Annotated in this window: 21 protein-coding genes; 7 read left to right on the top strand and 14 right to left on the bottom strand. The window is 45.6% G+C overall.

Features of this window, described 5'->3' with window-relative positions:
* Positions 1-1,137 precede the first annotated feature (1,137 nt).
* The 3 genes from ACJJIF_RS03090 to ACJJIF_RS03080 all read left to right on the top strand — a co-directional run bounded on the left by ACJJIF_RS03090 (position 1,138) and on the right by ACJJIF_RS03080 (position 4,616).
* Positions 1,138-1,746, top strand: coding sequence for a hypothetical protein (locus ACJJIF_RS03090; RefSeq protein ID WP_444930782.1), 609 nt, complete (start codon positions 1,138-1,140; stop codon positions 1,744-1,746).
* Positions 1,747-3,352: 1,606 nt separating this feature from the next.
* The gene (locus ACJJIF_RS03085) at positions 3,353-3,622 is read left to right on the top strand and encodes a DUF3601 domain-containing protein (protein ID WP_444930781.1); all 270 of its coding nucleotides are present in this window, start codon (positions 3,353-3,355) and stop codon (positions 3,620-3,622) included.
* Positions 3,623-3,767: 145 nt separating this feature from the next.
* A complete protein-coding gene (locus ACJJIF_RS03080) occupies positions 3,768-4,616 on the top strand; it encodes a metallophosphoesterase family protein (protein WP_444930780.1) in 849 nt (282 codons plus the stop codon).
* 223 nt (positions 4,617-4,839) lie between these two features.
* Here ACJJIF_RS03080 and ACJJIF_RS03075 read toward each other — a convergent pair whose 3' ends face one another.
* A complete protein-coding gene (locus ACJJIF_RS03075) occupies positions 4,840-5,994 on the bottom strand; it encodes an acyl-CoA dehydrogenase family protein (RefSeq protein ID WP_444930779.1) in 1,155 nt (384 codons plus the stop codon).
* A 241-nt stretch (positions 5,995-6,235) separates the two neighbouring features.
* On the bottom strand, positions 6,236-6,745 hold the full coding sequence (locus ACJJIF_RS03070; RefSeq protein WP_444930778.1) for an Lrp/AsnC ligand binding domain-containing protein: 510 nt from the start codon (positions 6,743-6,745) through the stop codon (positions 6,236-6,238).
* Between the two features lie 141 nt (positions 6,746-6,886).
* Here ACJJIF_RS03070 and putA point away from each other — a divergent pair, with 141 nt between their 5' ends.
* From putA to ACJJIF_RS03055, 3 genes are all read left to right on the top strand, one after another.
* Positions 6,887-10,033, top strand: a complete 3,147-nt coding sequence (gene putA / locus ACJJIF_RS03065; RefSeq protein ID WP_444930777.1) for a bifunctional proline dehydrogenase/L-glutamate gamma-semialdehyde dehydrogenase PutA — start codon at positions 6,887-6,889, stop codon at positions 10,031-10,033.
* A 257-nt stretch (positions 10,034-10,290) separates the two neighbouring features.
* Complete coding sequence (locus ACJJIF_RS03060) at positions 10,291-10,680, top strand: hypothetical protein (RefSeq protein WP_444930776.1); 390 nt, start codon at positions 10,291-10,293, stop codon at positions 10,678-10,680.
* 486 nt (positions 10,681-11,166) lie between these two features.
* Positions 11,167-13,146, top strand: a complete 1,980-nt coding sequence (locus tag ACJJIF_RS03055) for an alkyl/aryl-sulfatase (protein ID WP_444930775.1) — start codon at positions 11,167-11,169, stop codon at positions 13,144-13,146.
* 94 nt (positions 13,147-13,240) lie between these two features.
* On the opposite strand, the gene ACJJIF_RS03050 is transcribed toward ACJJIF_RS03055, so the two are convergent.
* Entirely contained in the window at positions 13,241-13,363 is a 123-nt protein-coding gene (locus tag ACJJIF_RS03050; RefSeq protein ID WP_444930774.1) for a hypothetical protein, read from the bottom strand.
* A 207-nt stretch (positions 13,364-13,570) separates the two neighbouring features.
* On the opposite strand from ACJJIF_RS03050, the gene ACJJIF_RS03045 reads away from it, so the two are divergent.
* Entirely contained in the window at positions 13,571-13,927 is a 357-nt protein-coding gene (locus tag ACJJIF_RS03045) for a hypothetical protein (protein WP_444930773.1), read from the top strand.
* Between the two features lie 405 nt (positions 13,928-14,332).
* Here ACJJIF_RS03045 and ACJJIF_RS03040 read toward each other — a convergent pair whose 3' ends face one another.
* From ACJJIF_RS03040 to ACJJIF_RS02990, 11 genes are all read right to left on the bottom strand, one after another.
* Complete coding sequence (locus tag ACJJIF_RS03040; protein ID WP_444930772.1) at positions 14,333-14,758, bottom strand: hypothetical protein; 426 nt, start codon at positions 14,756-14,758, stop codon at positions 14,333-14,335.
* Positions 14,759-14,874: 116 nt separating this feature from the next.
* A complete protein-coding gene (locus tag ACJJIF_RS03035) occupies positions 14,875-15,525 on the bottom strand; it encodes a metallophosphoesterase family protein (RefSeq protein ID WP_444930771.1) in 651 nt (216 codons plus the stop codon).
* Positions 15,526-17,256: 1,731 nt separating this feature from the next.
* The gene (locus tag ACJJIF_RS03030; RefSeq protein ID WP_444930770.1) at positions 17,257-17,805 is read right to left on the bottom strand and encodes a hypothetical protein; all 549 of its coding nucleotides are present in this window, start codon (positions 17,803-17,805) and stop codon (positions 17,257-17,259) included.
* Positions 17,802-18,170 carry a L,D-transpeptidase family protein gene (locus ACJJIF_RS03025; RefSeq protein ID WP_444930769.1) on the bottom strand — a complete coding sequence of 123 codons (369 nt, stop codon included), beginning with the start codon at positions 18,168-18,170 and terminating at the stop codon, positions 17,802-17,804. Before ACJJIF_RS03025 ends, ACJJIF_RS03030 begins: the two co-directional genes overlap by 4 nt.
* A 770-nt stretch (positions 18,171-18,940) precedes the next feature.
* Positions 18,941-19,447: a hypothetical protein gene (locus tag ACJJIF_RS03020; protein ID WP_444930768.1), complete on the bottom strand. Its 507-nt coding sequence runs from the start codon at positions 19,445-19,447 to the stop codon at positions 18,941-18,943.
* A gap of 105 nt (positions 19,448-19,552) precedes the next feature.
* Positions 19,553-19,858, bottom strand: a complete 306-nt coding sequence (locus ACJJIF_RS03015) for a hypothetical protein (protein WP_444930767.1) — start codon at positions 19,856-19,858, stop codon at positions 19,553-19,555.
* Between the two features lie 177 nt (positions 19,859-20,035).
* On the bottom strand, positions 20,036-20,362 hold the full coding sequence (locus tag ACJJIF_RS03010) for a low molecular weight protein tyrosine phosphatase family protein (protein WP_444930766.1): 327 nt from the start codon (positions 20,360-20,362) through the stop codon (positions 20,036-20,038).
* Between the two features lie 170 nt (positions 20,363-20,532).
* Positions 20,533-20,916, bottom strand: a complete 384-nt coding sequence (locus tag ACJJIF_RS03005; RefSeq protein ID WP_444930765.1) for a hypothetical protein — start codon at positions 20,914-20,916, stop codon at positions 20,533-20,535.
* A gap of 51 nt (positions 20,917-20,967) precedes the next feature.
* Positions 20,968-21,405 (bottom strand): peptidoglycan recognition protein family protein, encoded by a 438-nt coding sequence (locus ACJJIF_RS03000; RefSeq protein WP_444930764.1) that lies wholly within the window; start codon positions 21,403-21,405, stop codon positions 20,968-20,970.
* 671 nt (positions 21,406-22,076) lie between these two features.
* Positions 22,077-22,337: a hypothetical protein gene (locus ACJJIF_RS02995; RefSeq protein WP_444930763.1), complete on the bottom strand. Its 261-nt coding sequence runs from the start codon at positions 22,335-22,337 to the stop codon at positions 22,077-22,079.
* A gap of 308 nt (positions 22,338-22,645) precedes the next feature.
* Positions 22,646-23,119, bottom strand: a complete 474-nt coding sequence (locus tag ACJJIF_RS02990; protein WP_444930762.1) for a CYTH domain-containing protein — start codon at positions 23,117-23,119, stop codon at positions 22,646-22,648.
* Positions 23,120-23,239 lie beyond the last annotated feature (120 nt).

The raw sequence follows: 23,239 nt of genomic DNA, 5'->3' as shown, positions 1-23,239 counted from the left end.
TATTTATATTGATCTGTGCTTGCTGACGGACTGCCTGAGCGCTCTAACCTTGAATTAGTTAAGCTCAATATAATTCAAAGATAGACTTGAGGCCCTGTTCACTTTCAACTCATAGAGAAATTTCAGGCGGTGGTTTAATGGCTTATACCGCCAGCCATTCTGACCCTCTTTTCCAATAAATTATTAACTCGAGAAGACAACATGTAAAAAATAAAAGCACCTAACATAAAAACAGTCACTTCAATATCATTTCCTTCAGGTGCTTTAGGCGTTAATTCCAAGTGAAAAATCAAGTACTACAATAGCTCTTGCCCAGCAGATCCTGAGGGGGGCGAAACGACTCACCTAACAGCGATCACTACACTTAACTTCCACATTGGCTTTCAGAGAATCTGCTTATTTCAGTCACACACAAATCCTACTGACTCTATCAGGCGCTCCGTAAAAAATAATAACCTCTTTGAGCCTTGAGGACGGAATTTAAAAGTACGAAAGTACTAAAAGTCACCCATCAGTACTATCGACTTTATTTGTGATCATCTTAACAGTCGATATAGAGCCCGATATGATAGTGATTACTCATCATTGTATAAGCTAAAAGCTCTAGGGAACCTCCAAATAGCCTTAAAGACTCGCTTTTTGGAACTTTCAGGGGCGCTACAAAATTATTCAGAAACGTTCTAGTATAAAGATGCCAACCATTTTTTGTACCCCAGTCTCAATCTACTGGTACCGGCGCTTATAACTCCCCAAAAGTCAAAGACCATTTCGCAAAAGAGTGCCTTATGCATACGGTGACGGTAAGGTGTCGATCAAGAGGTATTTGTGAACGGCTAGACTATATTGCAAGATAGAGATTCAATAATTTCAATATCCAGTGTTTTATTGTGGTCTCAGTATTGTATCCATGGGCATGACACCTTAAACTTTTTCTTTGCTGGGTATCCAAAATAGTTTTAAAGTATATAGAAGCTGCTTTACCCTCCCCCTCTATTTAAGCACCTGTACCAATTTGGGGGGCGTTGATTGCTCGACCTTATTAGGAGCTTCAGTTGAGCAGACCCTCGAAGTATAAACAGGCGTGATAAATAGATACCATTTTTGAAGAAAAATATCAGACGCAATGGAGTAAGACTAATGAACGGGTTACAAAAAATTCTCATAGTATTAACTGTACCGATGGGCTTGCTAAATCTTTTCGGTGGATTTATATCCGGCATTTGGCTTGCCATACTGGGAGAGTGGGCGCTAATTGGGTATGGGGCACTTGTCTTACTCCTTTCAGGAATCGGGTTATACTTAGCATTAATCCCTGGAGATATTTTCGGCGAAATTGGAAAGGGCTCTTTGGGGAAATATAAGAATTTTCCACTCTATATATTAAGCATCTTATCCGTACTATATATTTTCTTTATACTAAGCGCCTGGTGTATTACTGTACTTGCTTTTTGTATGGAGCAGACCAACCATTCCAGTATAATTCCTGCATTGATATGGTCGTATTCCGTATCTACAGGCCCAATAAAAAGGTGGTCTGATAAGAGTGCCGAATCTGGAAATCCTCTTCCAGCAATCATATGTTTTTTTATACAGATTGCATATATATCGTGCATAATTGGGGTAACTGTTTGGGGCGCCGAAATCACACAAATACTTACAACATTCATTTCCGTGATGTTTGTTGGCTTTTTTAGCCTTTATTATATTACATATCGATCAGTTAAATTAGTTGCAAATAAGGCCTAGCAAATACATGGTCGGGACGTCCTCGACGTCCCGCTCAGAGAGCTTCCTCTACAGGACAGGTGCTTACTTATTAAGAGAGGCAAGAAAATATTAAATCATAAATAGTCTATCGAGCACGCAGAGGCACTCGATTTTAGATCTCACCAAGCCGGCCTAGATAGATAGTTTTTTACGGCCGGCCATTTCCAGGTAGTAAGTTAAATTTTACCTACACTCTTGCTAACACTACTCCGTACCTGTATTGACCCAGTGTTTATTAACTAGGCGGACCTATAGCTCCGTATAATATCCAAATGAATATTATTGATATAAGAAAGTCAACCGCTTCCGCTCAGGAAGAAATCAGGGTCTATAGTAGAGTTAGCTCAGCATTTCTGATAAGCTTTTCTGTACTGATAATTATCGGTGCCACTCAAAATCTCATGCTAACAGAAATTGGCAAGCCTGCTTGGCTCTGGCTATCGTAGGTACAATTATTTGGGTTATGGCAACCTTCTTTATCATAACCAATCACTACAGGAGATGTCCTGCTCTGTACACCTTTCACGCAAAATTCGCCCACAGCAAAACACTTCTGAGCACGATGTTAAGCAGAAATCACAAGGCAGTGAAATGATAATAATTTTAAGGGTTTTGCGTGGGATTGTCGGTTTCATAGGTGCCAGCAACGCAGTTAACACACTCCTTTCAATCTTACCATCACCTGAAGGTACAGAAATGGAGGCTAGTTCAGAGGCAATCCTTATAAAACTATTGATATCAGCGGTGTGCTTATCAGTATTTCTATATTCGAGGCATTTTATCAATCAGCGTTATCTGCTACAAAACGATAGTGACAAATTATATATCACGTCCCCGTGGAGCCTGTAGTACTTAACAACACCAAGAACTATCACCAGAAAAACTGACTGGACCTATATTCCGCAGCTTCGCTGCTCCATATCGGACCGTATTGCCGGCATTCTGCATCAAGATGAATATTGAAGAACTTTACGAAAAACTAAAATGAGATGAAGGTGAGCCGGGAGACTTCGGAAAATGCACCGAAACATTGGGCTGTGAAATTTCAGAAGTATTTAACTCTGTGCCATAACTTTTCACAAAGAGGCTCGAAACTGACGAGGTATCATACGTCGATGCTGATGCAGCAATGAATAGTGTATAGCCAGCAATGCTCGACTTTGTTATAGAGAATAATCTAGAAATTATAGAACCCTGCTATTCAGCATATTGCGCATTTGATGAAAGCGAGCACGATCACAAAGATGGTAGTGACCCTGCGGAGAAGCACACAGTGCCAGCCATCAGGGAGCTGCTGAAAAATTGATAAACTGGGTGACCGGTAGTTTCTAGCTACCACCCCATAATGAATTCCTACCCAGCGGTCACGCAACGAAATCAAGTCCGCCCTTTGGGAAAGTTATTTTTAAATGCAGTATGAATACCCTCAACTTTTGCGTTTCGCCAGTAATTTTTACCGGGTGATCCGCAGGTGACAGTCAGTGATTCACTCGCATCCATACGTAGTAAGTTTCGGGCTTTCATACTAACTTTTTCAGTAGCTCAACTTTGATTTGTAATTGACAATGGTGTTAAATAGCAGGGCATGAATAGAGAAAATCTCAATAAACAATATGGCCACCTAAAAGCAAGCCTGAATTACCGTATTGCAAAGCCATTCAGAGACTATGACTATAACCCCTATGACGAGGGTGAAGTCATAAAATTTTATAGTTGCAGTTTCTTGCCGTATGAAAACGGTTTAACTTTGTTCTGTCTTCGCAAAGGCCAGGAAACACAAATAAGGCTTCAGATTCACCCTGAAGAGCAGCAAGAAATCGCTCATAATCTAGAGCACTATTTTGAGGAAACTTAACAAATCGCACAAGCAAGGCAAAGTGCTATACGCTTCGCCCCTATCTATTACAGGCTAGCTCAGATACATTAATAACAAGAGATACTGGGCTTACCGTAACACTCTAGGGATTTCAAGTTTGTAGGCGGCCTCACCGGGTGAATTTTTGCCCCCTTTGATGCCCCCCCCGCATAAACCACAGCCTCAGCGCTATAAAAATCAACATCGTATTTTGGTTGAAATGAAGATTGTAAAAATTGAAGACAAACCTTTTCATGACATTATGTATCGATCTTCGGGAAGAGGTGGAGAGGTTCGTTCATTAACCCTGCCTTTTTATAGGGTGCAAGTTGATGCCTTGCCCAAGGGTTACTCTGCAATTGTGGCCGTTTCGGATTTACAAGGGAGGGAAGCTGACATTAAGAGTAACCGGTTAGTCGGTGAAGCTGTAGCCGAAGAACTTCTGCTATTAATGGAGTTAGGTGAAATCCCAGAAGTTAATTTAGTGTTACTGGCAGGAGACCTGTATGACTATCCTGACAGTAAAAAGTTGGGCGGAACTGGTGATGTTACAGCTGTTTGGAATGCTTTTTCTGAAATAACAGAAAATGTTGTTGGAGTTCACGGGAACCATGATACAGTTCAAGAGGAAATTCTTGCGGCAAATGTGAGAGTTTTAGATGGCGAAATTCAGGCTATCAACGGATTAAATATAGGCGGCGTATCGGGGATAATTGGCCGCAGCGGTAGGAATCAAAGAAAATCAAGCACTGAGTTTAATAAGGCTTTACGTAAAGCGGTAAATAACAAGACAGAGATTACACTCTTACATCAGGGCCCTGATGATCCGCTTAACAGTCAAATTGGTGAGCCACTGGTTCGGGATTATTTAGAATCACAAGGTTCTTCCCTGGTGCTTTTTGGGCACTGTCATTGGGAAATACCGTATATTGATATAGGTAAGCATCAGGTATTAAACGTCGACAATCGTCTTTATGTATTTACGGATAGCTAGACTTTATAACAAGATAAGGCTATCGAGAGCTTAACGTATATTCAGCAAAGAGAGATCTTCAAGCATACCCCGAGCCAATCTCGTTATGACGATGTGGGCAGTAGAAAAAGAAAGAGCTACTAAGCAGACCGATATTTATACCTGTATCAGAGGTACAGCCACTAGATTTACAGGAAGAAAGAAATAAAAAGCCGGCTTACTTCGCCGGCTCAGGTCAATAAAGCTATCTCACATCCAGCAAGTGCCTGGCAATAATCAGGCGTTGGATCTCACTAGTGCCTTCGTAGATTGTGGTAATTCTCACATCCCGACTCATACGCTCAAGCGGATACTCACGGGTATAGCCCACACCACCGTGCATTTGCAGAGCTAAATAGCAGGCTTCATTCGCTTTCTCACTGGCAAATAACTTACCCATTGAGGCGGCGGGGCCAAAGGCCATACCCGCATCTTTCTGCCAGGCGGCTTGCAATAATAGCAGTCGCGCACCTTCCAACTCTGTATATTTATCAGCCAGCTGCCACTGCAACCCCTGGAACTCCGCCAGCTTTTTACCGAATTGCTCCCGCTCATGCAGGTAGGCCCGGGCACAGTCTAAAGCTTCAAGGCCGATACCCAGCGCCAGGGAACCAATGCCGATTCTACCGCCGGCAAGCTCGCCTGCTGCGATACGGAAGCCTCGATTCTCGTCACCCAGCAGGTGGGAGGCAGGAATACGGCAGTTGTCGAAGGAAACCTCATTGGTAACAGAGGCTTTCTGCCCCATTTTTTCTTCGGCCTTACCGATCACCAAACCGGGTGTACCAGCTTCGACCAAGAAGCAGGAAATGCCTTTGCCTTTTGGTGCGGCAGGATCTGTTACCGCCCAAACAACAAAAATACCGGCAAATTCTGCACTACTGATAAACAGCTTACTGCCGTTGAGAACGTATTCATCGCCCTGCTTGTCCGCGCGGGTACGCATGGCGGCGGCATCCGATCCAGAGCCCGGTTCGGTAAGGCAGAAAGAACCCGCCGGGTATTCACCGCTACAGATTTTGGGAAGGTATTTTTGGCGCTGCTCCTCTGAGCCCACGGCCTGAATAACTTCAGCCACCATATTGGTGACTGAGGTGGTTGTCGCCACAGAGGCACAGCCTCGCGCCAACTCGGCAATTGCCAGGGAGAATGCTATGGTGCCGGCGCCAGTGCCGCCATAATTGGGATCGATATTGATGCCCATAAAACCTAGCTCAGCCAACTGCTTGAGCCTCTGTAACAAGAGTTTCCTGTCACCAGTTTTATCGAGTTCGGCAGCAATCGGCTTCAGTTCGCTGTCGGCAAATTGCTTTGCCGCATCCTGAATCATCTGCTGTTCTTCGCTCAGTGAAAAATCCATACAGTACCTATTTATAGTTATTACGGACAAATCACACGGCACCCGCCTTGGTACCGCATCGCTATGCCGAGCATAATAAAAACTGCGCCGACAATGGTTGCCAATTCCACCTTTTCAGCTATGAAATCAGCAATCAATCTCTATGATCGTGGCCCGAGATGAGAATTCAGGCCCGCTAGAAACCAACCCTTGGTATCGCTACAGCTTTCCTGCTCCACACAGAATATTTGACGGGGCTCAATTAGCGCCGCGAACCTTTAACACCGGGCTCGGGGTCAGGTACCGCCACAGCAGTATCAGTCTTCACCTCTTCCATCACCACATAAGTGTGGGTTTCACGGACTCCCGGCACCGATGCCAGCTTTTCACCGAGGAAACGGCGATAACCCAGCATATCCTTGATCCGAATTTTCACCAGATAATCAAAACCTCCGGCAACCATATGGCACTCCTGGACCTCTTCCAGGCCAGCCACATGCTCGTTAAAAGCTTCCAGGGCCTCAGTTGCCGTATTGTTCAGGGTCACTTGGATATAGACCACCAACCCCGCATGAACTTTGAGTGGATCGAGCAACGCCACGTAGTCGCGGATAAACTCTTCTCTTTCTAGCCGCTTAACTCGCTCAAGGCAGGGAGTGGGACTAAGGTTAACTCGGCGCGCCAACTCCACGTTTGGCAGGCGGCCGTGACGCTGCAAAATTCGCAGTATTTGGCGATCAATACGATCTAGATCTTCCAACTGTCGAGACATTACAAAATACCCTACTGGTAATCACGCAATTAGGCGTGATATTTAACCACAACTGGCGACATTATGGCGATTAATTCTAAGGATTTTCGCACATAATCCGGTCTTTTATTCTGACCCTAGATATAGAGCTTGGGAGACGATATGTCGACAAACTTCGCCGGAGACCTCCAGAATGCCCGAGACCGGGCCCGTGAGTATTTGCACGCCGACGAAAACCTCTGCGTGAGCGAACTACTGGCCGCGCCACGCCCCAGCGACGAGATGCGCAAGAAGATCCTGAACACCTCGCGCGAACTGGTTCACCACTCGCGACAGCAGCGCAGCAAGCGCGGAACACTGGACGCTTTCCTCCAGCAGTTCGGCCTTTCTAACAAGGAAGGGGTGGCCCTGATGTGCCTGGCAGAGTCCCTGCTCCGGGTACCGGACGCCGATACTGCCGACAAACTTATCGCCGAGAAAGTGCATTCCGGCAACTGGTCCAGCCATCGTGGCCAGTCCGACTCCCTGTTTGTGAACGCCTCAACCTGGGGGCTGATGCTCACTGGCAGCGTGGTCGAGCTGGACCCAGATATTACTGAGCGCCCCTCTCACTGGATGAAACGCCTGGTGAGCCGTATCGGTGAGCCGATGGTGCGCACTTCCATGATGCAGGCCATGAAAATCATGGGCGGTCAATACGTACTCGGCCGCACCATCAAAGAAGCCCTGAAACGCGGTCCCAAGGAAAACCTCCCCGGCACCCGCTTCTCCTTCGATATGCTGGGCGAAGGTGCTCGCACCATGGCCGATGCCCACCGCTACTTCGATGCCTATATGATGGCGATCGAAGCCATCGGCAAGGACAACACCCAGCGGGATGTGGTTGAAGCCAACGGCATTTCGATCAAGCTATCCGCCCTGCACCCCCGCTACAGTGTGCTACAGCGGGATCGCGTAATGAGCGAGTTGCTGCCCCAGGTGAAGCGCCTGTGTGTCGCCGCCGCCCAATACGACATGGGCTTGAATATCGATGCCGAAGAGGCGGACCGCCTGGATATCTCTCTGGATATCTTCGAGGCGCTCGCCCGCGACCCCGAATTAAAAGACTGGCAGGGACTGGGCTTTGTGCTCCAGGCCTATCAAAAGCGCGCCCCCCATGTCGCCGACTGGCTGATTGCCCTGGGCCGCGATACCGGCCGCAAGCTAATGGTGCGCCTGGTAAAAGGCGCCTACTGGGATAGTGAAATCAAACACTCCCAGCAAATGGGCCTGCCGGACTACCCGGTGTACACGCGCAAATGCCACACCGACCTTTCTTACCAGGTTTGCGCGAAGAAACTGCTGGATGCTGGCGATGCGATCTACCCGCAATTTGCCACCCATAACGCCTACACCGTCGGCCTGATTTTGCAGCTGGCCAACGGCCGCACCGATTTTGAATTCCAGCGCCTGCACGGCATGGGCCACCTGCTATACGCGCAGATCGAAGCAGTTCATGGCAAGCGTGTACCCGTGCGCGTCTACGCACCGGTCGGTGCCCACCGCGACCTGCTGCCCTACCTGGTTCGTCGCCTACTGGAAAACGGGGCTAATAGCTCCTTTGTTAACCGCTTTATGGACGAGGATACGCCGGTTGAAGCCCTGGTTCAGGATACCCTGGAGCAAAGCGAAGCCTGCAATCCCTACCGTCACCCACAAATTCCTGTCCCGGAGAATATTTATATGGGCGCAGAAGCCCTGCCACGGAAAAACTCACACGGCATCGAACTGACCGACCCCCTCTCGGTTAACCCGCTGTTGGAAGAACTTGAGCAGCAGCGCGGAAAGCACTTCCTCGGTGGCCCCATTGTCAACGGCGCCATGGGTGAAGCCGAAGAGCCGGTTTACAACCCCGCAACCGGTGAAAAGATTGGCCACACTGCCAATACCGATAAACACCTAATTGAACAGGCCTATGCCGCTGCCACTGAAGCGCAGATCGATTGGGATCGCCAGGGCGGCAACCATCGCGCAGATATTCTCGATAAAGTCGCAGATCTCTACGAAGAAAAAGCCAATGAGCTGGCGGCAATTATTTGTATTGAAGCGGGCCGCACCCTGAACGACGGTATCAGTGAAGTGCGCGAAGCCATCGACTTCTGCCGCTACTACGCCAATGCCGCGCGCCAGCACTTCAGTGAACCCACCGAACTGCCCGGCCCCACTGGCGAGCAAAACCAGCTGTACCTGAGTGGCCGAGGCACCTTTGTGTGTATCAGCCCCTGGAACTTCCCCCTGGCAATCTTTACTGGCCAGGTGGTTGCCGCGCTCGCCGCCGGTAATGCCGTACTAGCCAAGCCCGCCGAGCAGACCCCGATCATCGCTGCACACGCAGTGCGCCTGATGCTCGACGCCGGCATACCGCCCAAGGTATTGCACCTGATCACCGGTACCGGTGCCGCAGTGGGTCAATTGCTGATCGAAGACCCGCGCCTGGGCGGCGTGGCCTTCACCGGCTCCACCGAAACTGCGCGCCTGATCAACCAACAGCTGGCGGCAAAAGAGGGCCCGATTGTACCGCTGATCGCCGAAACCGGCGGCCAGAACGTCATGATCGTAGACTCCACCGCCCTGCCCGAGCAGGTGGTGGACGATGTCATTCAGTCTGCCTTCCTCAGCGCCGGTCAACGCTGTTCCGCACTGCGCATCTTGTGCGTACAGGATGTCATTGCCGACAACCTGCTCAATATGCTGAAAGGGGCCTGTGAAGAGTTGACCCTCGGTGATCCCGGCAAGCTGGACACCGATATCGGCCCGGTTATCGATGAAAAAGCCCTCGGTATGCTGGAAGCGCACCGCGAGCGCATGGAGAAAGAAGCCAAGCCGCTATTTGCTTTCGAGGAAGCGAAAAAGCCCAGCGCAGGCACCTTCTTCGGCCCGCAAGTAGTAGAGATCGAAGACTTCTCCGTACTCAAGCGCGAAGTGTTTGGGCCCTTCCTACATGTAGTCCGCTTCAAGGCCGAGGAACTGGAAGATGTAATCCACCGCATTAACGCCACCGGCTACGGCCTCACCTTCGGGCTGCACTCCCGCATCGAAGGCCGCGCCCATGCCGTATTCAAGCGTATCAACGTCGGCAACTGCTACGTGAACCGCGATATGGTCGGTGCTGTCGTAGGCGTTAACCCCTTCGGCGGCCACGGCCTGTCCGGTACCGGCCCCAAAGCCGGCGGCCCGCACTACCTGTTCCGCTTTGCCAGTGAAAAAACCAAAACCATCAATACAGTTGCCACTGGCGGCAACACACAGCTGTTTACATTGGGGCAATAAGCTTCAGTAAAACAAAAAGAGCGGGCTTTTAGCCCGCTCTTTTTTTGCCGTATCTTTTCCCGCACCACCGACTACCTGGCAACTTATACGTCCCCCTGCCCCCTCAAGTTTTCCAGCTGTATCAGAGATATACAACCCAGTATTTTCAGTATTAATACTATAGTCCCTTGTAGCAATAAGGCTTTGACTTCTTTTGATACCCTCATTTAGGCTACAGTTACTCACTCTTTATAATGGATACAATTAGAAGGGAGCCAATGAAAAATATAATAGCTGGGATAATGATCGGTTTAGTCACTGGATACTTGGGCACTTTAATTATCGGGTATTCTGCCGCTATCGCCATGCCCAATTTTTTCAAAACGCTCCCCTCTGGAAGTTCACCTATCCTTTGGGATATTTTGGTTATTCAATCACTGAACTATGGATTGCTTATTTTTACATTTAGTTTTTTGGCATATAAACTAGTGAACCTTCACCCCTGGGCAACCTCAGCAATAGCTATTATTGCCTGCGAAGCCACTTTATATTTTTTTCACCCTAGCGAATATACTCTTTACGCCCCTCATATTTTAGCTCTGGTACTTTTTTCGCCTTTAAGCGCACTATTTTCCAAGAAAAACACAAGCACACCGCATGCCACTTAGTTAAGCAGCTTTATTTTAAAGCGAATAAACTGTGAAAAACCATTGAACGATAGTGACTAAAGCCTCCAAAAGGAGCTCGACTTCAATACTTGCGCTTAAAAAATAAAATCAACCTATCCCGGCAAGTATATATCACGATAAAACACCATAAATTTATCAAACACAAAAAATCAGCGAGCAAAAGAGGTAACCGTGGATCGGCGGAACTCTTCTTTTTGCTGGAGAAACGCAGACTCTTCACCTTATACATAGCGCCAGCAATCTTGGCGATATTGGTAGAAAATACAAAGCTCGGTGGAAAAATAGAACAGTCCATAGATTATGCTTGGACATGCCCTATACAGAAAGACTTTTGCGCCGCCAAACGGCGAGCTCCTGTCTTGACGCGCCACCACAGGTAAGAGAAGCTAGGCTCACTCTGGGTAAAGACAAACCTACTCCAGTATAAAAATGAAGTTTCATGTAAACCGATTTTGGGGAGTCTCGATGCGCTCGCTGATACTCATGTGGTTGTTGTCCTTCTTTTTAATTGCCTGTAGTAGTGAGCCAAAAACTCATACAGAACGCCTCAATACCGAGATCAAACCCGCCTCCAGGGCGACTATATCCCACAATAGATCCCTGGCCGAACAACTTCCCTTTAGTGATGAAACCGACTTCCAGCTAGCGAAGCGGGGCTTTATTGAGTCTATTCCCGGCGCACAGATAACAAATGCCCAGGGTCGGGAGGTCTACGGCCTATCCCAGATGCAATTTTTACAGGGCGATCCTCCCGATACCGTTAACCCTAGTCTCTGGCGCCAGGCCCAGCTCAATGTCCTGAATAACGGCCTGTTCAAAGTGGTAGACGGTATCTACCAAGTGCGCTCCCTGGACCTAGCCAATATGACTCTGATACAGGGGGAGAGCGGCTGGATTGTGATCGACCCGCTCACTTCCGCAGAGACCGCCGCTGCGGCTCTCGCCCTGGCCAATAAGGCCCTGGGAGAGCAACCGGTAAGCGCGGTGATCTTTACCCATAGCCACGCAGATCATTTCGCCGGGATAACTGGCGTTCTGTCCAAAGAGCAGCTCGCCAACGGCTCTATCGATATCATTGCTCCCGAGGGCTTCGCCGAGGAAGCGATCAGTGAAAATGTTCGCACTGGCAATGTGATGCAACGCCGTGCGCTATATCAATTTGGCAATTTACTTCCCTCCAGTCCGGAGGGTTTCGTCTCCTCCGGTTTGGGCAACCGGGTATCCGATGGTGAACATGGCATAGCCACGCCAACGATAGAGATCTCTGAGGGCGGTGCCGAGATGAGGGTTGATGGGGTAGACATAACCTTTGTCAGTACTCCCGGGGCCGAAGCCCCCACAGAGATGGTCTTTTTCTTCCCCCAATTTAACGCCCTCTGCATGAGTGAGATCGCCAATCATACACTGCACAATATTTATACCCTACGTGGCGCAAAAACCCGCGATGCCAAAGCCTGGAGTCGCTATATTGAGTACGCTATGGAGAAATTTGGCGACAGGACCGAGGTAGTATTCAGCAGTCACCACTGGCCCACCTGGGGTAAAGAGGCAGCGATGGATTACCTGATAAAACAAAGGGACCTCTATAAATACATTCACGACCAGACCCTACGCTTGGCCAACCACGGCTACGATATGATCGAAGTCGCAGAGCGCCTTGAGCTACCCGAAAACCTCTCCCAGGCTTGGGCCAATCGAGGCTACTACGGTACCGTCAATGTTGGCGCCAAGGCAGTTTACAACCGCTACCTGGGTTATTTTGATGGCAACCCGGCAAATCTCCACCCAATTCCTCAAGAACAAGCTGCGGAACATTACGTTGAGTATATGGGGGGAGAAGAAGCCATCATAGCCCGCGCCCGACAGGATTTCGCCCGGGGTAATTATCGCTGGGTGGCCATGGTATTAAAGCACTTAGTTTTTGCCGAACCGGAGAACGAACAGGCCCGCTATCTTTTGGCTGACAGCTTGGAGCAACTGGGCTACCAGGCAGAGTCGGGCATCTGGCGTAATTTTTACCTATCTGGCGCCAAGGAGTTACGCCACGGCATCGATTACCGCGCCGAAGTACTGCCCGACGAAGATATAGTGGCACGAATCCCCCTACAGTTGCTGTTCGATGCGATGGCAGTACGTCTAAATGGTAAAAAAGCAGCCGATGCAGATATCCACCTGAATATCGATATGACTGATACTGGGGAAAAGTACTTAGTCGTTGTACAAAATGGTGTACTACACGGCTACCCCGGCCGACACAGCAATGAACCCTCCGCCAGCCTCGCACTGAGCAGTGCCGACCTGCGTCTAATGTTTAGTGGTTTGGTCGGCGCCCCGACCCTAATCAAAGATGGCCGTCTCGAAGTGAGCGGCAATCCTCTGGCACTCATAAAATTTGGCAGACTATTTGATAAATTTGATCGCAATTTTAGTCTTGTTACCCCCTAAATAGACAGGGCAGCAGTAGTTAGTGCTCTAGGGAGGCAGCGCAGCGGCCTCCCTAGAGCAAGACTCAAAAGATAAATCCAAAAATAAGTATTCTTTACAGCATCTGGTTTTTTATTGGCAAAAACCCTTGCGGTAAAACCGATAAAAAGTGTGGGGCAAGGGCCAGCTTAGCAACTGTAATTAAAATTGTATAATCAAGCTTTTTAACCCGTTCCACTAGTTAATCCGCAAGCGGCAATAAAGCCCCCATCAAGGGTACGGTCTATCTCTCCTCCCGCCACCCAAAATTTATATTTGGAAACTGCCCCCCAATGATCTTAAATTCACTATGAAGGATTGCCCAAATGTGGCGCTGTAATGCCACTAAAGGGCTATTTAGTAGTGGATAAGTCCACAAAAGTGCCAGTTGACCAGGAGGTCCATCGTGAACACAAATAAGTGCCAGCAAGCGGAAAATCACTCACATACACACAACAGCGAATGTGGCCACACCGCCATACAGCACGGTGATCACGTTTGCTATCTTCACGACGGCCACCTGCATCACCCTCATAAGGACCATTACGACGAGCACGTCTTAGAAGTCAGTGCCAGCAATCCGGAGGGATGTCACCCAATCGCAGGAGGTTGCGATAGTGCTCATACCCACGACGAAAACTGTGGACATGAACAAGTGCCTCACGGAGATCATATTGACTATTTGGTAAATGGCCGCCTTCATCATGTCCATGGCGACCACTGTGATGACCACGGGCCAGTTGAGCTGGTAAGGGGGCAGTAGCTGGGTTATCCAGATTTAATCAGCCCTGTGGGTTTGTAAGAGCCTGACTCTCTTAGCTGAAACAGTATTAAGCACCTGCGGAAAAACCAAACTAAAGCGGTAATTTTAACGTCGGGTGCTTTTACTGTTGAACCCCGAATTCAACTCTGAAGTGCATACCTCAACAGTCTCGATCATACAATCGCTCAAATTTGTTAATACCTGTTCGCATAACTGATTTGAAAAACAAGTATAAAGAAGCACCACACAGCCCCCAAAGAAAGGCCTGAAATCAATTTTCTGTACTGATTCAACTGGAAAAATTCCCCTCACTTTAGATCATATTACACTGCCGAGCAGTCGCCGATCTGGAATGGAGCGCTTGATAACGGCGTAACGGCCATCACAAACGCTCAAAGAAAAATATCAGATAGATAATTCTTGGAGATATTTATAGCCATCAGTATCGAAGGTGTAATGAACACCAAAAGTTATCCCATTGCCATACACTACTTTTGTAGTAAGGATTTCAATACCCTTTGACTCCATTAATTTTTTAATCGCTTCTGCCCCATTTCTCAATGCCACTTCATCAGGAGAAAACATTGGCTTAGACATTATAAACACCACCTTCCCCTCTTCACCTCCTGCCACTCTCAAGGGGATACCTTCAATTTCAATTGCCCTTTTGGCTCCTGACATTTGCGAACAGTCTTGATTTAGTAATAGAGTTCCACAACCGGCTGCTGGACCGTAGGTTCCAACCACCTCCCCATTGAAAGACACCTGCTCTGGAGTAGACACACATCCAGACAGCAGTGTTATCATAAAAATTATGCATAATTTTTTCATTATATTCTTCCTTGTTACTGAGTTTATATATCTCACACCTCGACAATCAGCTGCCCCTGAGAGGCTGTAGAACTTTCGCGACAGATCACAGGGCCAGCGTGAAATTTATTACCATGCTAGGTGTTGAGCTGAGAGTATAAATTAAACTGCCGAATATTCTTAGTGCTGTCTACTTGATATACATCGTTACTACCCACGTCCAAAGCTGTAAGCCAGCCAGCACAATCTATACTCCATGCATCACCATACTGTTTTGGATAACCAGATCTTTCCGCAGAATGACCGCAAACGATACGCTTGCCTGAACGATGAGAAATTGGCGCTGCTAATCTATTCCAGAGTAACACCTCTTCGTTCTGCTCCGACATTGGAAAATTATATTCGAGACCCGCATGAACAAATATTTTATCTTCGAGCTCTACATAAGGCTCAAGGTCTCTAAGGAATTGCCAATGCCCTTTGGGTATGCCGTCAGGGTAGCTTTCCAAAGTCTTATCCCCGCCATAACTCATCCATAATCTAAAAACATCCTCATCAAACCTTGAATACAAGGCCATTTCCTCATGATTGCCCTTTATAAATCTGGAGTTTGGGTAAAGCTTTGATATTTCAAGCAATCGCTCAATAACCAAGTTAGACTTAGGGCCCCTATCGATAAAATCCCCAAGGAAAATTAATACATCTGTCTTATCTGGTGAAATCAGCATAAAGAGGTCATTCAGCTCTCTCAGCCTGCCATGTATATCAGAAATTGCAAATACTTTCATATTAACTCCTTAGAGTGCCTCCCAGCATCCAGCAGGGTAAATGTACCGCAACCCTGCCCTTTCAGACCCTGACTAAGAAGCGCCAAACTACCAAGTGAGGGGTAATATGGCAACAAAAAGAATACACCAACAATTTAAGTCAGAATTCAAAGAAGGCGAGCTCAGCAAGATTCGGCACGAGTGGCCACACTGAACTGAATCGATTGCGACATGTAAAAAAGCAATTGTAAATAGCCCCCTAAAGGGCTAACATCTCCTTCACAAAAAAACAAAACCACAATTTCACCAAGGAAAAGAAAACAGACTTTCAGCTAGAATACTCAGCCAACCGAGATAGATAAATAAGGGAAAATATCGAAACTATCACTCCAGCTGTTACAGGCCTCCATACAACTTTCAAATCTAGCTTAAGCATCCTCCCCTCAAATTAAAACCAGATTGAAATATACCCCATACACCCACCAGATATTTTTCAGCTCAATCAACGCCCCACCCCAAAAAAACCCTACCAACTCAAGAAATCTGAAAGAAAAAATAAATATATTTGTAAGAATAATATACAAGCATAGCAATAAAAATATCGACATTCCAGCGAAAGTAATATTGTGCATCACTAAGAACCGGATCGCTTCCGCTCCTGAGCTTTATACGGCTCACCACCCTCATTGACCTCAAATCCAGATCTTGAATATCAATATCTTTTATACGATCCTTACCAGTACTCTCAATAATTTTTTCAGCAATTTTTTTAGCCCCCCAGGATTTGAACAACTTATAAATCATAATTAACAAGGGTACAAACAAGATGAAAGCGTAACGCGAACCAAGTAGCGAATTGTACCTTGAAACACAAAAAAATAACTGCCGGCACAGACAGAGAAAGAAAATAATTAAGCCAAAACCCTCCCTCCCAATACTCCTTAAGGAGTGTAAAAACACCCTCAACGGACGAGAAACAATCACTCCATATCACATCCCAAACATTACGAGCAATGGCACCTGTCAGCATTAACGCACCAAAAACTGAAAAAAATAAAAGAACACCATCAAAAAACGATAAAATATACCCAATTACAATCATAATTTATTTTCATCAATACCACATAAAGCTGCTCTAACAGGGAAAGACGAAGTGCACAAACCCCAGCCCAACCCAACCCAACCCAGGAAGAGCTAGGCGAACCGGGTTATTGGCACACATAAACAACCTACCTGCCTTTTGTCCGCCACTCAGTAATTTTATCTGGGATTACACCCCATCTCCCAACCAATTAATTCCTTTGTTCGCCCACAACAGTGTAACAGATTAATCTTACTTAGCGGCTTGAGGTGAAGATACTTAAGCATCCATTAGTAAATAAACTTCTGATAACGCACCTCCAGCCAGGCAGCTATCTGATACATTGACAAAAATCCAGCAGTCAAAAATTCCGCATTATCGGCACTTGTTATATTTTGAGCACCGAAACTGTACCTGTATGAAATCTCACACTCCGTAGCGCCCCTTCTTATCCAAGTCTAAATATTTCAGCGACAGATCTATTTTACGAAACACCCCATCTTCCTCGATTCTTCGCAGTCTATATCCGCACTACCACAAATAGAAACGAGTATGAGCAAACAACTAGGAAACCCGCAAAAAAATAATTAACCGGAACTTTTAACCTAAACACTAAAAATATAACGAGACAACAAAAGGTCAGCCCGCATTGATTTTTCTTTTTAGGGTTCTCACTTAAAGAACACCATACATTCACTATACTCTCTTGAACCCAGGCCATTTTCCAGAAGAGCGCGATTCTCGCCTATCCACTGCCTCTTTGATTTTTTATTCTTACCTTCGAAACCAAAATACTCAGACAGGTAGTAACACGTAGAGGGAACCACAAAACTCAACTCAGACATAACCTCTATCAATATATTTTTATTGGCGTTAAATATAACTGTTAAATCACTAGAAAACGCCTCAGAAATAGCTGCATCTGAATTAGCCCGAGCTATAAAACCCATAAACAACAGCTTCTTAGCTTCATCTTGATTTAACTGCTTATCTTTTAAGTTATACTTTGACAATTTTATATACAGTGACTCCCACTCCTTATACTCAGCTAGTGAATCGTAGTACTTTTCACCCGAGTCAGTTTCTGAATAATACTTATCAGAATCTATTTGAAGGAGTCTGTTTATCATTAGCTCCACATCAGGAGAGGCTAATACAGGAAGCGACAACATTATAAATGTCAATGCAAGCAGGCTTTTATTTGCTAAGTTGGCGCTCATTGGTCTTTAACCACCACCGTTACATTGCGAGCTTCTTTTGGCTGTATTGAATTCCATATTTTTATAACTTCCTCCTCCTCTATAACTATACACCCATCAGACCAAGCAGGACTGCTACCCATATGTATAAATATGCCCCTTCTCTTAGTTTGCCCATCTGGGATATAAATTGCCTCTCTTTGCTTGCCTCTAGAATTTTTCTTTGTGGCCATTCGCGTAGCAGCACAACCAATATAGGTTTTAGCTGGAATGGGATCAGCTAATTCAAACCAACACTCGGTGCTTACCGACACAGATCCATAATCATACGTAAGCACACCCTTTCCTTTAGTTAACTCTCTAACCACTTCTATTTTATATGCCATAAAGTACCCTCCAAAATCCTAACCGTTAAGTCAAAAGTAGCACTTGTATATCATGATTCCATCCAATTCCAAAGTCCATTTCCCTCAAAAAAAGAAAAATTTAAAAACTTAATGGATTACCCGTATATGGTACCGATGTATAAAAACAGATATAGGTCAGCCAATTTACAATTTCGCACTCTATCGGCTATATATCTTTTGGGGAAGCCTTTACGAATCAATGGGTTAGCTGTTTTCTCGGTAACTTTCAGAGCTCTGTGTGATTTATTCATCACTAAAACCCCCGTACACATATTACCGAAACTCCAAGCTTGGCGTGAATGCACTCCAGAGTTGAATGCAGGAATCAAGGGGAATAGCCGTTACGCCAGCAAGGCTACTTATGCAATCCTTGGCCTCAATATTAAAGGTCAAAGGAACTATTAGGTATCAACCCACCTAGCCAAAAGGCCCTCATTATTGACTAAATTCGCTGGTTAACTTTCACAAACGTGGAGCCAAAGACACCCCAATTGTTTGGGCAAATAGCTTGCAGGGGGCCTCAACTGAAGTCCAGCACTGCATCATTCACTAAGGCAGGAACACTCAATACCGCCGAACATACCTCAGATAAGCTGAGGTGAAGCTGGGTCATTCGATGATGGTTAAATCGTAGTGCAATAAATCAAGGCTCTCATCTTACTTTAAATACCCAGAATATATCTATATGACAAATACCGTGAAGGCCGTACATTTACCCCTCGACCACAGTATAGGCTTGCCACGTCGTCTTATTCGGCTTTAGACCTGAGTAGTGCATACCTTCTAGGCAACTCGCAACTGTAAGTATGTTCCACGTAGTCGCTTTGAAAGCACACGCCTTTTAATATCACCGTTTCTTCTCGAACGTGCACTGAAGCCAAGGAATTTATCGAATAGTAATAATTTGATCCTGGTATAGGGCGAGCTACCACCCTATGAATAATGTCATAATCATTGAATTTTAGAACACCCTCCAGGATTTCAGGATGATCTGACAGCAATCTATCCAGATCGGGATAGCCAGCTCCTTTATAAGCAGCTAACTCAGCAAACTCCTCCACATCATTCTCTTCAATTTCATTGCGACGAAATTCAGCGAAGTACTCATTAACTTGAAAAATAAAGGTGCTCTTATCAACTTCCAGCTCATACTCTAAAGGCACAAAATCACTCCAGCGTTGCATCTGACCGTAATTCATATTTGCTATCTGAAGCAACTGAAACTCTACTTCTTTTTTATTTACGCGTGCTTTCATGTTTGTGCGACTAACGCTGCTAGCAGGATAGAACTGATACTTATTTGCAAAATGGATTGAGTGGCAATTTTGCCATGCCCGATTACTGCCACTGGTTATACGCTCTTATTCAACGATCTCAGTGCCCATACCGGCTACAGACACCTCAAATAGCACACTTCCCAAAACCATGAGAACAATTGAATACCTATAGTCTATAGGGAGCAACCCTACTTGATTAAATATTAGCAATATCAAACCAAGCAAAAACCCTATGATTCCACACACCCTGAAACTTTTAAATTTTTTATCTATCCGAAGCAATACTCCACATTCCGGGCATGGGAAGATAGCTGAGAATATACCGTAGCCCTTTTTTTCTTTAACCACTTCAGCGACTTCAAATTCGTTATCGCAACTATTACAATTCATTGAACTCCTCCATACACACAATGCATTACCTATATTTTATATACACCTTTCAATCCTGCTCAAAGCCTTACACAGAGGAGCAGTTTAATTCTCCAGTGAAAGTGTATAAGTTTCATGCTGACCAAGCTATTTGCAAGCCAGAAACATCTTGAACATTACGATAAGCCTTGTTTTAGCCTACCGCAAGCGGACATGCTTGGACACCCTACTTTCAAGTAGGCGGACTAACACTGCATCCATACGAGCATAATTATCAGGGATATCGAGGCAAACCAACTTCTTGCCTTTTAGGAGATCCTTGAATTTCTTTGAGACTTTATTCCGATGGGATTTCTCCATAACAAAAATAATATCAGCCCACTCAATTAGGTCGCCACTTACAGTTGTTTCGGCATCACTATTTGTGCCAGCGCCGATAGCATTGATACCTTCGTAAGCTGAAAAGACCTCCTCACCTGTAGGACTTCTCAATCTATTCTCACTACATACAAACAGTAAATTCATAACGCTTTCCCTGACACACCGATCGTTTCAATCCAAAAGTGAGAAACTTGCTGTAGTTCTCAAAATATATTATCCCTATAAAAAACTCACCACATTAAAAGAAATAGAAAATGCCATGTCTGGCACACGCACTAAGCCTGCATGCAAACGCGGTGGATATCATACATATCCTATTGTTCGCCGCCTTCTGACCAAGAGCAAAACTCGAAGCCATCTGAACAACACGACTCAGCACAGACCAACATAGAATCATCAGAAAAATAGAAGACTCCCCCATAGTCAAACAAAAAATCAAGCACCTGACCATTTCTTTTCAGAGTTCCATTTACAGTACAACCAACTGTTGAAACATGATCATGGATTTCCATACTTGTTTTATTTACACCTGTTTTCAGGATATGTGTCAGCTTTTCCCTGGATATCAAAGAGCAGCCGCACTGGTTGACATCCTCTAAATTTTCATAACGGATTTCAGTATATTCAAAAGGATAACTGCTACCCCTTATAGAGTCGCTCGAGCACCCTACAATTATGAAAAAAACAGTAAAAAACAACAGCACTCTACCCAATGACATACTATTGAGCCTTTTTCAACAGGTGTGCAGTTAAAGACGCAGTACCTTCTGTCTTTTTGGATCTTTATGGGCAATCTTTCCATGAGCGTAAAGATCTGTAAGTGTGAGACCGTACTTTTCGACAAGATTACCCAACAGCCAAATCAATGATTTTACTTGGGCTTCGCTAGGGGTTTCGTATACATTTTCTTTCGACATTAAACCAACTACCTCAATGCCAATGAAATCATGGTTATGAGGATAGCGAAGTGGATAATCCTTTTTTAGTTCATAATCTGTAACCAATTTAAACCTAGCTCCCCAAGAAGCATTTTTGGTTTTCAGTAGACCTTCAATATGCCTTGCCTCTTCAGCACTGCATGCCTTTAGAGTTCTGCATTTTGAGTACAACCTTCCAACATACCAACACATTGTGGTTAGACTGGCAGTCTGAAATATTTTTCCACTTTCATCTATCAGAAAATGCATTCCTTCCTGCTCTCTCAAGCAGTCAATACTGATTGGCCAATCTTAGTACCTGTTCGATGAAGCACCATGGTACTGACTCTAGACATGACGCCATGATTTATTATTGGGTTCTCAAGCTTTTTAACCTTTGGATCAGAAATCTACCCCCTTGTATCCACATCCAACATTCTTCCCCTCCTTGCTCTAAAGCATATTTCCTTTAAGGTGACTAACACAGAGCAGCAGAGGCCCATGCATTTGTTATGTTAACTCTCAGCAAATATGCAAAAGCACCCAGCACCTAAAAATCGTTAGAAAGGCAGCTTACCACACTTGAAGCCGAACAAGCACTTGCGACAAATTACAACACACTGAAACCCTAGCCCTGCTGGGCAACCGGAATTTGGAACGCATCGAGAGGAGATACCATATTCTGTCAACCTATTAACTCCCTTACCGACACTCTTCAATAATTCAGTGGAGCTTTAGTGCTCACCAACTTAACACAGGACTATCAAAAGAAACCCTGGTACTATTTTGCAGCACTCTCTTTAGTCGCATACTCGGCTAGAGGCTGGCTCTTTAAACATCCACAAGCCATCTGCAAGTTTTCTGACAGCTACATTTGGGTGTCGCAGTGAAGCACAGCATACCGGAAGCCTCAGCCTATAGAGACGAATAGCATACGCTTGTTATGTACTTCTACTTACCTCGTCAAATACAGCACAAAAATCTTGCTCCATTTGTGAGTTGATAATACCAGCTTTATACATAGCCCAAGTAAAATGTGCACCTAGCCAACATACCCTATCCAAGACATCACAATCCGAATCAGACCTGTACTCATAGACGATTTCACTATCAAAATCATTCTCGCAGCCTAGTTCTCCCGGTAGATTTTTAGCATATACATTTAATAGGGTATTAGAAGCTTCAGCTACATAATGAACCAATCATCTGGTTCTAGAATCATGAACATAAAACTGCAAACAAAAGCGAGTATCTCGGCACGAGCTTTCGCCCCACACCACTCCTTCATTTAAGCCAATTAACTCTATCAGTTTTGAGTAGGTAATATCCATTGGGAGACTTATTTATAACATCTCGAAAAACCGCGAGCGCTAGCGGGTCCGGCGGCATCAATCACATACTGCTTTGTTTGGCTATGCGATTTCAGGGTGGTACGCATATTTTTCATAGCGCTCTTTGTAGAAATTTAACGCCATCCATAGCGGAAAACTTGCTTTACTACTGGACTTTGTTATATGCCCCCCCAGGTCGAATAAGGCTCGTTAAGCAGAGATGAATTGAAGTAGCGAACTTGACCGGTAACTTCCTCAACCGCCCAAGCAGGGAGATCCACCGCCTCTGCTTCAGAGGTCAATTCCACCTCAGCGACAATTAACCCTTCATTCTCGCCGTGAAATACATCAACTTCCCACAAATGCTTACCATACTGGATCTCATATCTTGTTTTATCGACGGTATTACCTCGACATAACTCATCAATAATGGATCTAGCATCATCCATCGGGATCTCATACTCAAATTCTGAGCACGTCATCCCTCTACTTTCCCCTTTCAGAGTTAGATACGCCAAATCGCCTTTGACTCTAGCTCTGACAACGGTCTTATCCGCCGTATTGATATAACCCTGTGAGATTCGCACACCATCTGACAACTCGGCAACTATCTGCGGGTCTACCAGGAACTTTCTTTCTACTTCTTTAGCCATATCTATTTTCTTTAAAACGCATAACGTACTCTATCCGGCCTCGATAGCGGCGAGCAACATTGACTTGGCAGGCCCAGGATAGGCGTGAACCAAGGGGGTGCCCCCCTTTAGGAAGACCAC

The organism is Microbulbifer regidiadema (SeqCode) (assembly GCF_052467605.1).
The sequence above is the reverse complement of the archived record's forward strand: the minus strand, read 5'-3'. Positions and strand labels throughout refer to the sequence as shown.

Bases quoted from the DNA above. Each gene is read 5' to 3' on its own strand.
- ACJJIF_RS03055 (WP_444930775.1), top strand. From the start codon at position 11,167: ATGCGCTCGCTGATACTCATGTGGTTGTTGTCCTTCTTTTTAATTGCC.
- ACJJIF_RS03085 (WP_444930781.1), top strand. From the start codon at position 3,353: ATGAATAGAGAAAATCTCAATAAACAATATGGCCACCTAAAAGCAAGC.
- ACJJIF_RS03040 (WP_444930772.1), bottom strand. From the start codon at position 14,758: ATGAAAAAATTATGCATAATTTTTATGATAACACTGCTGTCTGGATGT.
- ACJJIF_RS03010 (WP_444930766.1), bottom strand. From the start codon at position 20,362: ATGAATTTACTGTTTGTATGTAGTGAGAATAGATTGAGAAGTCCTACA.
- ACJJIF_RS03000 (WP_444930764.1), bottom strand. From the start codon at position 21,405: ATGCATTTTCTGATAGATGAAAGTGGAAAAATATTTCAGACTGCCAGT.
- ACJJIF_RS03035 (WP_444930771.1), bottom strand. From the start codon at position 15,525: ATGAAAGTATTTGCAATTTCTGATATACATGGCAGGCTGAGAGAGCTG.
- ACJJIF_RS02990 (WP_444930762.1), bottom strand. From the start codon at position 23,119: ATGGCTAAAGAAGTAGAAAGAAAGTTCCTGGTAGACCCGCAGATAGTT.
- ACJJIF_RS03020 (WP_444930768.1), bottom strand. From the start codon at position 19,447: ATGAAAGCACGCGTAAATAAAAAAGAAGTAGAGTTTCAGTTGCTTCAG.
- ACJJIF_RS03030 (WP_444930770.1), bottom strand. From the start codon at position 17,805: ATGAGCGCCAACTTAGCAAATAAAAGCCTGCTTGCATTGACATTTATA.
- ACJJIF_RS03070 (WP_444930778.1), bottom strand. From the start codon at position 6,745: ATGTCTCGACAGTTGGAAGATCTAGATCGTATTGATCGCCAAATACTG.
- ACJJIF_RS03060 (WP_444930776.1), top strand. From the start codon at position 10,291: ATGAAAAATATAATAGCTGGGATAATGATCGGTTTAGTCACTGGATAC.
- ACJJIF_RS03075 (WP_444930779.1), bottom strand. From the start codon at position 5,994: ATGGATTTTTCACTGAGCGAAGAACAGCAGATGATTCAGGATGCGGCA.
- ACJJIF_RS03015 (WP_444930767.1), bottom strand. From the start codon at position 19,858: ATGAATTGTAATAGTTGCGATAACGAATTTGAAGTCGCTGAAGTGGTT.
- ACJJIF_RS03025 (WP_444930769.1), bottom strand. From the start codon at position 18,170: ATGGCATATAAAATAGAAGTGGTTAGAGAGTTAACTAAAGGAAAGGGT.
- ACJJIF_RS03090 (WP_444930782.1), top strand. From the start codon at position 1,138: ATGAACGGGTTACAAAAAATTCTCATAGTATTAACTGTACCGATGGGC.
- putA (WP_444930777.1), top strand. From the start codon at position 6,887: ATGTCGACAAACTTCGCCGGAGACCTCCAGAATGCCCGAGACCGGGCC.